10 protein-coding genes are annotated in these 12,944 nt (G+C 43.3%); 7 read left to right on the forward strand and 3 right to left on the reverse strand.

What is annotated here, in order from left to right:
* Window positions 1-63 precede the first annotated feature (63 nt).
* A complete protein-coding gene (locus DXZ20_RS33240; RefSeq protein WP_163702966.1) occupies window positions 64-1,191 on the forward strand; it encodes a LuxR C-terminal-related transcriptional regulator in 1,128 nt (375 codons plus the stop codon).
* 331 nt (window positions 1,192-1,522) lie between these two features.
* The gene (locus DXZ20_RS33245) at window positions 1,523-1,933 is read left to right on the forward strand and encodes a hypothetical protein (protein ID WP_163660407.1); all 411 of its coding nucleotides are present in this window, start codon (window positions 1,523-1,525) and stop codon (window positions 1,931-1,933) included.
* 131 nt (window positions 1,934-2,064) lie between these two features.
* Here the strand turns inward: DXZ20_RS33245 and DXZ20_RS33250 are convergent, their stop codons facing one another.
* Window positions 2,065-2,490, reverse strand: a complete 426-nt coding sequence (locus DXZ20_RS33250) for an SRPBCC family protein (RefSeq protein ID WP_163660405.1) — start codon at window positions 2,488-2,490, stop codon at window positions 2,065-2,067.
* 48 nt (window positions 2,491-2,538) lie between these two features.
* On the opposite strand from DXZ20_RS33250, the gene DXZ20_RS33255 reads away from it, so the two are divergent.
* The 5 genes from DXZ20_RS33255 (at window position 2,539) to DXZ20_RS38370 (ending at window position 7,635) form a co-directional block, all read left to right on the forward strand.
* Window positions 2,539-3,345, forward strand: a complete 807-nt coding sequence (locus DXZ20_RS33255) for a DUF6597 domain-containing transcriptional factor (RefSeq protein WP_163702967.1) — start codon at window positions 2,539-2,541, stop codon at window positions 3,343-3,345.
* A 78-nt stretch (window positions 3,346-3,423) separates the two neighbouring features.
* Window positions 3,424-4,239, forward strand: a complete 816-nt coding sequence (locus tag DXZ20_RS33260; RefSeq protein ID WP_163702968.1) for a M28 family peptidase — start codon at window positions 3,424-3,426, stop codon at window positions 4,237-4,239.
* 53 nt (window positions 4,240-4,292) lie between these two features.
* Window positions 4,293-4,766 carry a hypothetical protein gene (locus DXZ20_RS33265; protein ID WP_163695745.1) on the forward strand — a complete coding sequence of 158 codons (474 nt, stop codon included), beginning with the start codon at window positions 4,293-4,295 and terminating at the stop codon, window positions 4,764-4,766.
* Window positions 4,766-5,560, forward strand: coding sequence for a hypothetical protein (locus DXZ20_RS33270; RefSeq protein ID WP_163695747.1), 795 nt, complete (start codon window positions 4,766-4,768; stop codon window positions 5,558-5,560). The genes DXZ20_RS33265 and DXZ20_RS33270 overlap by 1 nt, the downstream gene beginning before the upstream one ends.
* Before the next feature lie 20 nt (window positions 5,561-5,580).
* Window positions 5,581-7,635 carry a S8 family serine peptidase gene (locus tag DXZ20_RS38370; RefSeq protein WP_431732110.1) on the forward strand — a complete coding sequence of 685 codons (2,055 nt, stop codon included), beginning with the start codon at window positions 5,581-5,583 and terminating at the stop codon, window positions 7,633-7,635.
* 49 nt (window positions 7,636-7,684) lie between these two features.
* Here DXZ20_RS38370 and DXZ20_RS33280 read toward each other — a convergent pair whose 3' ends face one another.
* Window positions 7,685-11,749: a two-partner secretion domain-containing protein gene (locus tag DXZ20_RS33280; RefSeq protein WP_250566016.1), complete on the reverse strand. Its 4,065-nt coding sequence runs from the start codon at window positions 11,747-11,749 to the stop codon at window positions 7,685-7,687.
* Window positions 11,742-12,482, reverse strand: a complete 741-nt coding sequence (locus tag DXZ20_RS33285; RefSeq protein WP_163702971.1) for a hypothetical protein — start codon at window positions 12,480-12,482, stop codon at window positions 11,742-11,744. Before DXZ20_RS33285 ends, DXZ20_RS33280 begins: the two co-directional genes overlap by 8 nt.
* Window positions 12,483-12,944: the final 462 nt, after the last annotated feature.

Here is a 12,944-nt window from a genome sequence, read left to right on the forward strand (position 1 = left end):
TTGATCGGTGGCTAATATTACCGCCATCACCCTCAATTTCAGCTATATTCAACCCTATTCGGTATGATATCTGCCACAGTGCCCAATCTTACATCCCATACCTTGGATGTTTCACGGCTTTTGTTCGATCTAAAGCGGTGTGGAGATTTAGTCGGCAAATTTACCGGCTGGTTGACCCCCGATGAGATTGCCGTCTGCGTTACCAATGGGCTGATTGAGCAATTTGGCTGTGCATTTACGCGCATTTGGCTGGTGGAGCCCGATCGCCGTACTCTGCGACTAGTGTCCTCATCTGGTCTCTACACTCGTTTAGACGGTGACTTTGCTCGGGTACCCATGGGGGCCTTTAAGGTTGGCAAAATTGCCCAGCACTGCATTCCTTTTTTAAGCAACTGTCTGCCCGATGAAGACTGGGTTAAAGACCGAGAATGGGCCATTGCTAATAATATTCAGGGCTTTGCCGGATTGCCCCTGATGGCAGGTGACCAGGCCATTGGTGTACTCGCGGTTTTCAGTCATCGTCCCATGGCACCTGAGTTTTTAGAGGTCCTACAGATCCTCAGTTTGTCTGTGGCTGGTGCCCTGGCCAGTGCCGTTAACCATCAGGCCTTGTTAAAAACACCGGATGCCGCTCACCTATCGGAGCAGTTAGCCGCTCTGCTTGGGGGCAACCGGCTAAGTCTGTTGGGTACGGAACAACCGTTGGCGTTGCCGATCACCCAGCTATTGCTCCAGATGGCAAATCGGTTGGTCAAGTTGTCTTGTCAATATTGTCGTTTGGTTTACGATACAGATACTGTTGTCCTAGAGGCCATGGTGGCGACCACCCCTGCGCAGCCCCTAAATGAGACAACTCTGATCGAGGTTTTCCAGGATATTTTAGCCACAGGACAAACCCTGGGCGGTGAGTCTCAAATCCAGACAGGAACTGATGTGGCCCAGGTGCGATTGCGGTTACCGCAACAGTTGAGTTCATCCCAGGTGACTACAGCCGCTTCGCCCCTCTCCGAGCGGGAACAAGAGGTGATGCGATTGCTAGCCCAGGGTCATCGCGATCGCGACATTGCAGAACAGCTTTACATCAGTGAGAGAACGGTCAAGTTCCACGCCAAGAACATGCTAGAAAAACTAGGCGTTCGCACCCGCATTCAGGCTGTGTTTGAAGCTACGAAGAATGGTTGGTTGAGCTAACCTGGGTATCTTTTATTCCTGGGACAAAGGTCCTTTATTGTCGCCATTTCTACCCTATGGCTAGCTATGTTTTGGGATTATGTTTTTTGCTCACCATGACTATGGGACTTTGAGGATGCTGAATGTAACAACCAATAAATTTACTACAGATATAAAAGATAGCGTCGGCACTTTATTAAGTAATTAATTGATTAGTTCATATGTACCCTAGTGTGATACATTAGTACTTACATTTTCTAGTCCCTATGCCTCATTAAGTTCCCAAGGGATCGGTCATTAGCGCTTAGACATCCCTGGTTTCCATTTGCATTTCTCACATAAGGAGTGAGCTATGACGTTAGCAAAACCTACATCTAGCCCTGCTAGTTTTGATATTTCTGTCGCTGATGCCACAGAGCAGCCTCGTATTGCCCTCGAAAGCAAGCTGAGTAATCTAGCTACCCAAGCCACGGACAGTACTCTTAATCTATGGGTTCAGTATCAGCCGCTGGTCCTTGAGAAAACGCAGGCCGTTTGGCAGCTGCTACGCAATACTCAGCCTATTCAATTGCTTCTAGCCGCAGCCTTAGCCGTACTCACCATTGCTTTGGTCACGTTGACGACTACGTTCAGTGGATTGATTATTTTCGGTCTTAAAATCACTGCTCTGGTTTTGTCCACTGTTGCCGTTGGGCAATGGGTTGTTCGTGGTTTGAGTTGGGCTGATGAAAAACTACCATCAGCCGTAGACACGAATAAATAGGTGTTTAGCTGAGCTAGTGTTGATCAAAAGGCGGTGCTTCTAACTGGGTTAGAAGCACCGTTATGACGTGAGTTAGCCCACGTAACACAAAATTTAATACCTGCAAAAAGACTTTGATGATGCAATCTGCATTATTTATAGTTTTCTGCTTTATCTTTTAGATTTAAGGCAAACTGCTCAAAATATGGCGTCAGGTCTGGAATTGAGCGAGTTATTAACGGTGACATCAAACCGCTAAATTTTTCTTCCATATAAAACTCCATAGGGCCATGACTATCACCCGACAAGAGAAATGTACGAGCACCGACAAACAGCCCTAGGGGCATGCCGCCGCGCCAAATCATTTTCTTCCCAGGTTCAAAGTCTACAACTTTAACAGGAAACACCTGATCAGGATTATTTTTTGAGTAGACTTTGAGCTGTTCTCCTAGGGCAATATTACCTTCAATTTTGCCTACGGTCTCGTTCCAGTCAGGGTATTTTGAGCTATCAGTGAGTATGGCCCAGATGGTATCTGCACTGGCATTGATCGTTTTGGTGACGCTATAGGTTTTCATTATCCCTCCTTGTGAAGGCTTACAATATCACTGTTAGAACAAGAGCAGGTGACAGTATTGTTAATATATAAAACTTACAAACCAAATAGCTACTTGTCGAGCCTTGTTAAATTCTATTGGCAGTTTGAATTAAATTCAGACTTGCAAACAGTTTATACGGAAAGAGTCATCCCCTCTGGAGAATTGCAACTCATATTTCACTACAGAACCCCATTTAAAGAAATTAGCAAACATAGTCAACGCCTCATCCAGCCACAATGCTTGATTTGTGGACAACAAACAGAATACAAGGATGTCATGACAGCACCTGGTTCTGTGGGAATGTTGGCTGTTGTGTTTTATCCTTGTGCCTTTAGAGCTTTTTTCCCAAATCCGGTTAATGAATTTACTAATCAAAGTATTGCTTTAGACAATATCCTCCCAGTGGAAATAAAAGCATTGCAAGAACGTATTATTGAAGCCAATGGGGTTTATGCACGTATTCTGCTAATTGAAAATTTTTTACTTCGCAGACTGTCTATACCCAATGATTTCTCTCTCGCTCAGGAAGCCGTCAACATCATTGCTGGTGAAAATGGGCAAATTGCTGTCAATGAAGTAGCAAGCAAACTAGATATTAGTAAACGACAATTAGAAAGAACATTTTTAAGAAATGTCGGAATATCGCCCAAAAAATTTGGTCGTATTGTCAGATTGAATACCTCTATCAAGCACTTCGAAAGAGCTACATCCCTGACGACACTTACATATGAAGCCGGATATTTTGATCCATCCCATTTAATCCGTGATTTTAGAGAATTTACTGGGTTATCTCCTAAAGCGTTTTTTAGACACCCTTGTCAAATACCACAATAGATGTCGCGTTTTTACAATTCTTTTTGGCAAGCTTGAGATACATTGCAAACATACCATTAACCAACGGAGGGGAATGTTATGCACAACAAAAATGTATTACTCAAGCAAATTAAACACCACATAGACGAATTATCTGTAAATATAGGTGAAAGACCCACCGGCTCCGCTGCAAATCACCGAGCAGAAGATTACATTAAGCGGGTCTTTACTCGAAACAAGTTTAAGGTCACATTACAGAAATTTGACTGCCTCGACTGGGAGAAAAACGAAACAACCTTAAATATCGGAGATACTAAAGCTGATGTTGAGCCTTCACCCTATTCGTTACCTTGTAACGTTCAAGCTGGTATTGAGGTGGTCAACAGCATATTTCAGCTTGAGCAGGCTGACTTGTCAGGAAAAATCGCTGTTTTATGTGGCGAACTGACCCAAGAACCATTGATGCCAAAGAATTTCAGATTTTATAATTCCGAGCACCATCAACGAATCATTAGCTTGCTGGAAGAGAAAGCGCCTGAAGCGATCCTGACAACCAGCTTAAATGACAAACACCTGCTTCCTGTCCTTGAAGATGGTGATTTTGATATTCCATCGGTTGTATTTTCTAAAAATGATAGAGATAGAATTGTAAACAGTAATTTACCGATTCATTTGAGAGTTAACAGTAAACGAAAAAAGACAACCGGTGCGAATGTTATTGCTAGAAAAGGTCAGGCTGGTCAAAGTAAATTTGTTGTCACGGCCCATTTTGATACTAAGGCAGGAACACCAGGTGCACTTGATAATGCCGTAGGCGTTGCTGTCTTACTTACCCTATCAGAGATGTTAAAAGAGACAATATCAGAACATGTTGAGGTCGAATTAGTCGCGTTTAATGGTGAAGATTACTTCTAGTTCCAACTAAGTTTGTTTGGATATCATAAGGTCATCGAGTTTGGAGGCCAAGTATGATGGCCAAACGCAAGCAACGAGGGACAGCAGGGGATAAAACGATCTGCCTGCCCATCGCCGATAGCATTGATTATGACCAGTTGGTTGAGGACCGTGAGGCCTACCGAGAGTACCTGAACGAGCAAATAGCCAGCTATCCGGAGCTGTTCCCCAAGGGAATTGAGGAGGGATATCGGTTTCATGGGTGGGTGACCTCAGCTCGTCAGCACCTGAAAACACGTCGTATATATCTTCCCAAACAAAAAACAGCCTATCAACTGCGTCCCGATTTCGTCACGCCTTATATGAGTGAAACGTCTGAGCTAGCAGGCAAAGCAATGTATTTGAGAAAGCATGGCCTCTCTTATGATGGGATTGCTTACGTATTGGGCCGCTCGGAGATGCATTGGTATCGGTTGTGTCAATCTCTTGGCCGAGCATCCATTGTCGGAACAACGTTGAAAACAGAAGAGTCGCTCCCCCCCATCTAGTGGCCGATGAAAAGCATGGTAGCCATCAAGGAGAGCGTATCTATTGGGTGGTGACAGCGGCTAAGGGGTGTATTGTGGGCAGTGGTCTGAGCCCAACGGCTGGATACGAGGACTTGCAAGCGGCGTATGGGGACTTTGAGCAAGAGATGAGCGAGCATGCCCCTGACTATCGACCTGAGACAGTCACCACCGATGGATGGGACGCGACTCGTCGAGCCTGGGAAACCCTATTTCCTGGCATCACCTGGATTCTATGCTTTCTACATGAGGTGATTAAAGTGCGTGATTGGTGTCGCTCTAAGCCTGAGTTACGCACCTGCTTAACCGACAAGCTTTGGCATATCTATCACGCCACCAGCAAACGTCAATTTGCTCAGCGATTGCGTCGTTTTCTCGAATGGACACAATCGGTGGAGCTTCCCGACGCCATCCATGACCGGTTACAACGACTCAGAGAAAAATCTCTATTTTTCCAGAGAGCCTTCGACTTTCCTAATGCCTATCGCACCAGTAATCAGGTGGATCGCCCCATGAACTATCTCGACCGGGCACTCTATGCCATGCAAGATTTTCATGGGGCTTGGGAGGCTGCTGAGTTATCCGTTCGCTCCATGGCGATGCTGTGGAACTTTCATCCATTCTGTCGTAAAACTCAGCAGCAAAATGGAGGCTGTTTGTGTCCCTTTGAGAAACTCAATGGCTTCCGATATCATGACGACTGGATGCGTAATTTGTTAATTGCCTCTTCTCTCAATGGACGGAGACCGTTGATTACATCCCCTCACACAAACTGAGGTGGAATCAGAACTACTCTATTGATAAGGATTGGGATTTTGATAATAATGATACAGACCCAACTGGCGTAGATGGCGAAAACCATGGAACTGCAGTAGCAGGAATTATTGGAGCTAATGCGAACAATGGCATCGGTGGTGTTGGCATAGCCTACAATTCAACTCTGTTTGGTTTTCAGACCCATGGGTTAATCTCTAATCGGTTTATTGGACAACTAGCGCTTGCCATTGATAATACGTCTGGTCTACGACAAACATCCGGCAGAAATCGTGAGGCTGACATTGTCAATCTGAGCCTAGGAACAGGAAGGGGCGAGTTTAACTTCTTTGATAGGCCCTTCAACCCTGCCACTATGGCTGCACTCAATACCGCCATAGACAATGCTGTCGTAGCAGGACGTAATGGACTAGGCACAATTTTAATAAAGTCAGCCGGTAACTCACGGGCTCTCAATTACGATACCAACGCTGTCTCATGGAATGCCAATCCCCATACTATTTCAGTTGCAGCCGTTGATCAGAATGGATTTATTTCTGACTATAGTACCCATGGCGCTTCAGTGTTGGTATCTGCTTTTGGCACTCCTGGAGAAGTAGTAACCACAGATCGAACTGGCAGAAGCGGTGAGACTCCAGGTGATTATAGACCTAACTTTAATGGCACTTCAGCGGCAGCTCCTATGGTGTCTGGCGTCGTAGCACTTATGCTTGAAGCAAATCCATGGTTAGGATGGCGAGATGTCCAAGAGATTTTAGCCTATTCTGCTCGGCATGTTGGCTCTGCCATTGGCACAGGCACTCGTGGGGATGAAGAATATGCATGGAACTTTAATGCAGCAACTAATTGGAATGGTGGCGGCTTACATTTTTCCAATGATTATGGCTTTGGCTTAGTCGATGCAAAAGCAGCCGTACGTCTCGCTGAGACCTGGTTCAATACCCCCCAAACGAGCGCCAATGATATTGCCATATTTCGAGACTTCTTAGATACCTCCGTCACGATTAATACTGGCGGTACTGCATTAAGTCAAACAGTTGCCACTAATATCGATATTGAATTTGTCGAAGTAGACGTAAGCTTTGCCCGATGGGATGACCTTGGTGATCTATCAATGCGTTTAATTTCACCTGATGGGACATCTAGTGTGCTGATCCAGAATAGTGGTGAAAATAACGGTCTCTCTTCTGGGGGGTTTGGCACAGGTCGCTGGAGTTTTTATTCCCATGCATTTCGTGGAGAAGATACATCTGGTACCTGGAGATTAGAACTATTTGATGCCGACAGTTCACTGTCATCTCCTATAACCATTAACGATGTTGATATCACTTTTCATGGCAAAACGACTTCAGTCAATGACACATTTATCTTCACTGAAGAGTATTCTGATTATGCTGGCAGGTTGGGGCATAGCCGGGCTATTAATGGAGGCTTGGGAATAGATACCATTAATGCAGCCGCCATAGACTCTAGTACCTTTGTGAACTTAGCAGTTGGCTATGGGTTTATAGATGGCATTGCAGTTAATGTTAACAGCATTGAGAATGTGTTTACTGGTGATGGGGCTGATTATCTCATTGGTAACGCTGTGAGTAATCAACTAGTGGGCATGCGAGGAAATGATAGCCTCTATGGCAGTGGAGGAAACGATGTGTTGTTAGGTGGTGATGGAAATGACTTAGTGAATGGTGGGACTGGTAATGATTATTTAAATGGAACTAATCATTTTTCCCAGGGTACTGGTGAACGAGATACTTTAGTTAGCGGCAGTACAACTGATCGAGATCTCTTTGTCTTAGGAGAACGTCAAAATGGGAGTGGTCGTGTTTTCTACAATGACCGAGGTCGCAGTGATTATGCGGTACTCCAAGATTTTGATGTTTACGATTTTGCTGGCGATATTGCAGACACGATCCAGCTGATGGGCAGCGCTGTATCTTACTCGATTTCTAATGTGCGAGTCGATGGTATTAGTGGTGCAGGCATCAGTTTTGTTAATGATCTAATTGGTATTGTCCAAGGAATAAGTGCTTCTCAGCTGAATTTAGCGAATTCCAACCAGTTTACCTATATTTAACCATAGATGATGAACAGTACCTAGTGATAGCTAGCCATTAGGTGCTGTGTTAATTTTCATCACTACATTCACGACTCATAACTAGACGACCATCGTTCAGGCGATAGATATCTTGTGGTTCATAAAGATGAGTATCAGTTTGATCAAGCCTGGGAACAGACTGAACTGCACTGAGACTATATAATGACGACTGGATAATACTAGACTGTTGAGGAAGAGCATCAGTACCAGTTATAGCAAAGCTACTAGCAATATCACTACCACGAGCAATACAGCTAGCAGCTACCAGCGCTTCAGGATTAACAAGATTGTCAGGTAAATCGTTAAGACTGTTTTCGAGAAAACTTATGTCAGTTAGAGAGACAGTTCCTGAGGAGATGCCACCCGTAGCATTGATATCAACACGATTATTATCTTCCAATTCAAAAGGATCAGTACCAGATGGAGCAACTTCAAAATTTTGACCAAAGAATTTAGTCTGACTGAAATCCACATTTCCACCACGACCATTGGGTGCAAATGTAAGAATATCACTATCGTCTAGTGCAATTAAAGCATTAGCTAAGATAATAATGTCACCAGCCTGATTATTATTTCCCAATGTAGCTGTTATAAAGTCACTATCTTTGTATAGTTCAATTTGCCGGGCATTTATTGATAAAGCACCTCCTTCTGCAGTCTCAGAGAAACTTAATATAAAAGCATCTTCTGCTTGTAAGACTCCTTCAAGAGTAATAAATATATCTCCTGCATCACCTATGCCAGAATTATTGGAACTAATCGAGGCATTCTGATTGATAGAAAGATTTTGAGCCTCTATAAGAATATCTCCAGCTTGACCTATTGCACCTGTATTAACCAAACTAGCCAGCCCACTAGAACCGAAAACTCCTTCTCCACTCAGAATTAAATCACCTGTTAGGCCAATATCAATTAATCCACCATTACCTTCACCATTAGATAGACTCCTAACTTGTGCCCCATCTAAGACTTGAAGAGTATTGCCACTTATCACAATATTACCTGCATCACCTATACCTGTAGGATCAATCTGGCTTGAAATGCTGCTAGAAATCCTTGGCCCCACTCCACGCAGTGTAATCAAATCTTGCACCGAAATATTTATGTTCCCAGCATCTCCTTGCCCAGCTACTATATTGGAAATTGTTCCACCATTTTCAAGTAAGAGAAAATCTGTTGAAATGGTTACATTGCCGGAGTCACCAACCGCAACATCAGCAAATGGAATACCTACTATACCAAAAAGCCCTAATGGGATAACATCGCTACTAATACCACTAGCAAATCCTGCTTCACTAAATCCATCCACTGTGATGGAGTCTGTTGCAATAATATCAATATCCCCTGCATTGCCAAATCCGGTTGAAGATGTAGAAATGCCTCCACCATTACTTATGGACAAGGACGCAGTGTTAATACTAATATCTCCGGCAGCGCCCTCCACACCTACCCCAAGTAGACTTTGAATGGCTGTTAGATCTCCGTCTACTGAAATTTCATCTTCTGCATCAATCGATATGTTACCTGCTCTGCCACGTCCAGAACCACCATGAGTAGAGGCAATCGTAGTTCCATCGTTCAAAACAACTGCTTGCGCTTCTACATCAATATTACCTGCATTCCCTACACCACTCTGAGTCACTGCATTAAATATTCCAGAACCAACGCCTGAAATTTCCAATAAACCTTCTATATTGATATCGATATTACCTGCATTCCCCATACCTGCAAGACTAGCGCTAATGCCATTTCCGTTGGTACTTATTAGATTGTCATTGGTACTTATTAGAATGTTATTGGCCTTGATAGAAATATCACCAGAATTTCCTATACTTTCAGGAGATGCTAAGCTTGAAACAAGACTTGGAAAATTATCGAATTGACCTAGAATATTTAAATCTTCGGTCAAAATGATATCAATATTGCCTGAACTTCCTTTTCCGACAACTCCAGATTGAAGACGTGAACCGTTAAGCAAGTCTAATGAGTCAGCCATAATAAGAATATCGCCTCCATTACCAATTCCAGTAGAAGCGACATTACTGATGATGCTAGACATTCTGTTTAGGGAAATACCCTCCTGAGCCTGAATAGTTACATTGCCAGCATTACCTTGGTTAAATGTTGCTGAACTTATTGTGCTTGAATCGAGGGTTAACCTGTTTGTTTCTATTAAAATACTACCTGCATTACTTGAAGTTTCACTATTCACCGGTATTTCAAAGCTAGCACCGGAAGCACTTGAAACTGAACTCGAATTTGCAAAGCGTATAGAGTCTCGTCCAAAAATACTGATATTCCCTGAGTCAATTTCTCCAACACTAGAGCTTGTAATCTTCGCATTGTTATCCAACAATACGTTAGCCGCGCTTATAGAGAGGTCTCCTCCTGGATTATCACCAGGATTTAGGGTGCTACTAGCAAACGAGATTTCTGCATTATCCAATATAAAATCACCATCAGCTGCGATATCAATAGAACCGCTAACTGAACCTGTTGCTAGTAAAGAGGGAAAGGTGAGTCCTTGCGGAGTAAGCAAAGGAAAAGCGGTGAGGATGATATCATTTTCTGCAAATAGGGTAATGTTCCCAGCACCACCTGAAATTAAGTCACCGTTTAGTACTTGAGAAGATGTATTAATGAGACCATTAACCTGAATGTCGCCTTGTGCGTCGATAAAAACAGAGCCACCTCTACCAAACGGTGAAGCGGTTTGTATTGCAGTTATTGGATTAAAAAGTGGATTGGCAGTTACTGTGATATTGCCATCTACAAAATTAGAATCAGGCTTATACTGATTAGTTAGTAAAACAGTGCCATCAGAAAAGGGCTCATTGATATCAAAGAAAATGGATCCTATAAAAATATCTGAGGAACTGGGGCTACTTCCTAATCCTTCAGGTAATCCTATGTTTGGAAAAGGATTTAAAAAAACAGAGAATCCATCACCAAATATACCTTCTGGCCTTAAAAAATCCTGATCTATACCGGCTCTAATATCAACGGTACGCTCTTCGCCACCTCTTATGTTTATTATGGAGCCATCAGATAAAGGAACATCATCCTCAAAGCGAAAGACTTCATCAGGAGCTATTATCTGGATCCCTCCAGGGATTTCAACTTTTCCTCCAGCAAATATATGTAATGAGGCTCCTACATAAACATCAAAACTTACATCTCCTTGAGAGATGATAATTGGATCATTTGGGCTGTATAGTTTTCCTGGGTTGCCATCTAATCTCTCAATACGAAAATTACCGGCATTCCAATAGTGGGTATCTCCCCCAACTGGGTTCGTCGAACGAAGTACTATATCGCCATAAGAGAATAATTTACTATCTGGATGATTAAGAGCAACAATATCAACTTGTTGATTACCTTGCACCAACAAATCATCACCTGAAAACCCAATAAATGGGAGGGCTTCTGAATCACGGATCTTCACTGTATCTGTTGCTAACAGAGACACATTACCAGCACTAGCGACTTGGGCCTCTAGGTCTAGATTATTGCCCGCCAGTATTAAGTCTCCATTCACTACAATCTGGCCACGGTTAACTATGTCGCCAGAACGTTCAGTTAGATAGTTCCAAAAGGATGTGCTAGGGCTCACTGATAGCAGTTGACTCTGCTCAGAATTTGTTGCACTAAATACACCATCACCAATCTCAACAGCTTCTGCCGATGTGGCATAAAATGAGCCTTCTATATCCAGACTTACCTCAGGCCCAAAGACAATACCATTGGGGTTAATCAAAAATAAGTCAGCCCTGCCATCGACACCTAAGGTGCCAAAAATGTCTGAGGCGTTCGCTCCCGTTACCCGACTCAAAATTGATTCAATATTGACGGGATTGGCAAAGTAAACCCTTTGCCCTTCGTTAACATTGAAGTCAGTAAAGCTATGAAAAAGATTGCTATCTCTTGCAACACCACCTTCGATCAAGTCTGTAAGCTCGCCTTGGAGCTCAACATCAGGTGTCACAATCGAACTTTCTAGGCCAAGGGTGGAGTCTGGGATGATCTGAGCCTGAGCAGGCAGTGCGACCAGACCTGTCAACAAACAGATGAGAGATAAATGATAGCTATTCATGGGAGTTAGTTGCAGCACAGTTACGACTGATAACTAAACGACCGTCGGCAAGACGATAAAGATTTTGTGGTTCAGCAATAGAAGTACTGTTAGTTGCCGTCTCTGTTATGGGCTGAACGGTGCTAAGACTGTAGGTAGTTTGAGCACTGCCAGGTTGTTGGGGTAAGCTATCGTTCCCTGTAAAAACAACACTACTACCGATATCACTACTCTGGGCAATGCAGCTAGCGGCAACCAGAGTTTCAGGATTAACCAGCTCATCCGGCAGCTCAGTAATGCTGTTTTCAATAAAACTGACGTCTGCTAGAGAAATTGTTCCTGAAGCAATCCCCCCTGTGGCATTGATATCTACTCGATCATTACCGTCTAGGGTAATTGGATCTGTACCTGGCTGGGCAAACTGCAAGTCTTCACCAAAGAATGCAGTGCGACTTAGATCGATATCGCCACCTCTCCCATCAGCGGCAAAGGCAAGAATATCACTATCATCAAAAGCTACTAACGCATCAGCAACAATCTCAATATCTCCCCCATCATCTGCACCAGAGTTAACAAACGTTTGGATATCACTGTTCTCAAATAGAAAAATATTGCTCGAAGAGATTTGAATTTGTCCTCCTGCATTAAATGCAGAATCTGCTGTTATCGATCCATTACGAGCTTGAATATCATCTTGTACGATAATGAATATATCCCCAGCATTTCCATTCCCTTCACTACTAGCCCTAATCAAACTGTCAAAAATTTCTAATTTGTCAGATATGACTCGTATATCACCACTACTACCTACTGCGGTAGAAATAGAGTTACTAAAAATACCACTACGTGCATTAGTGGCAGGATCATTATTTTCTAAGCGCAGAGTATCACGAACATTTAAAGTGATATCTCCTCCATCTCCTCTTCCTCTAATTCCACTGACAATCTGGGCTCCATTCAGAATTAGATTGTTAGCATCAAGTCGAATATTACCACCTTGACCTCTGCCAGTATCATCGACACTGCTGAAAATGCCTGTTCCAAAAGGTCCACGACGATTTTCAAAACCTTCAATTCGTGCGGTCTCACGAACAGCTAAAATAACATCTCCTGCATCACCTATGCCTTGTGGGCACCTCGATTAATTCAAAAATAGAGTCTCAATATGAGATCATGGTTACGGATTAGGGTTGACAGGGAGACTTCTGATGGGACA

The organism is Adonisia turfae CCMR0081, assembly GCF_011009555.1.
In the GTDB taxonomy this organism is placed as follows: domain Bacteria; phylum Cyanobacteriota; class Cyanobacteriia; order Phormidesmidales; family Phormidesmidaceae; genus Leptothoe; species Leptothoe turfae.

Coding starts and splice junctions, on each gene's coding strand:
- DXZ20_RS33245 (WP_163660407.1), top strand. CDS start 1,523: ATGACGTTAGCAAAACCTACATCTAGCCCTGCTAGTTTTGATATTTCT.
- DXZ20_RS33265 (WP_163695745.1), top strand. CDS start 4,293: ATGATGGCCAAACGCAAGCAACGAGGGACAGCAGGGGATAAAACGATC.
- DXZ20_RS33240 (WP_163702966.1), top strand. CDS start 64: ATGATATCTGCCACAGTGCCCAATCTTACATCCCATACCTTGGATGTT.
- DXZ20_RS33250 (WP_163660405.1), bottom strand. CDS start 2,490: ATGAAAACCTATAGCGTCACCAAAACGATCAATGCCAGTGCAGATACC.
- DXZ20_RS33260 (WP_163702968.1), top strand. CDS start 3,424: ATGCACAACAAAAATGTATTACTCAAGCAAATTAAACACCACATAGAC.
- DXZ20_RS33280 (WP_250566016.1), bottom strand. CDS start 11,749: ATGAATAGCTATCATTTATCTCTCATCTGTTTGTTGACAGGTCTGGTC.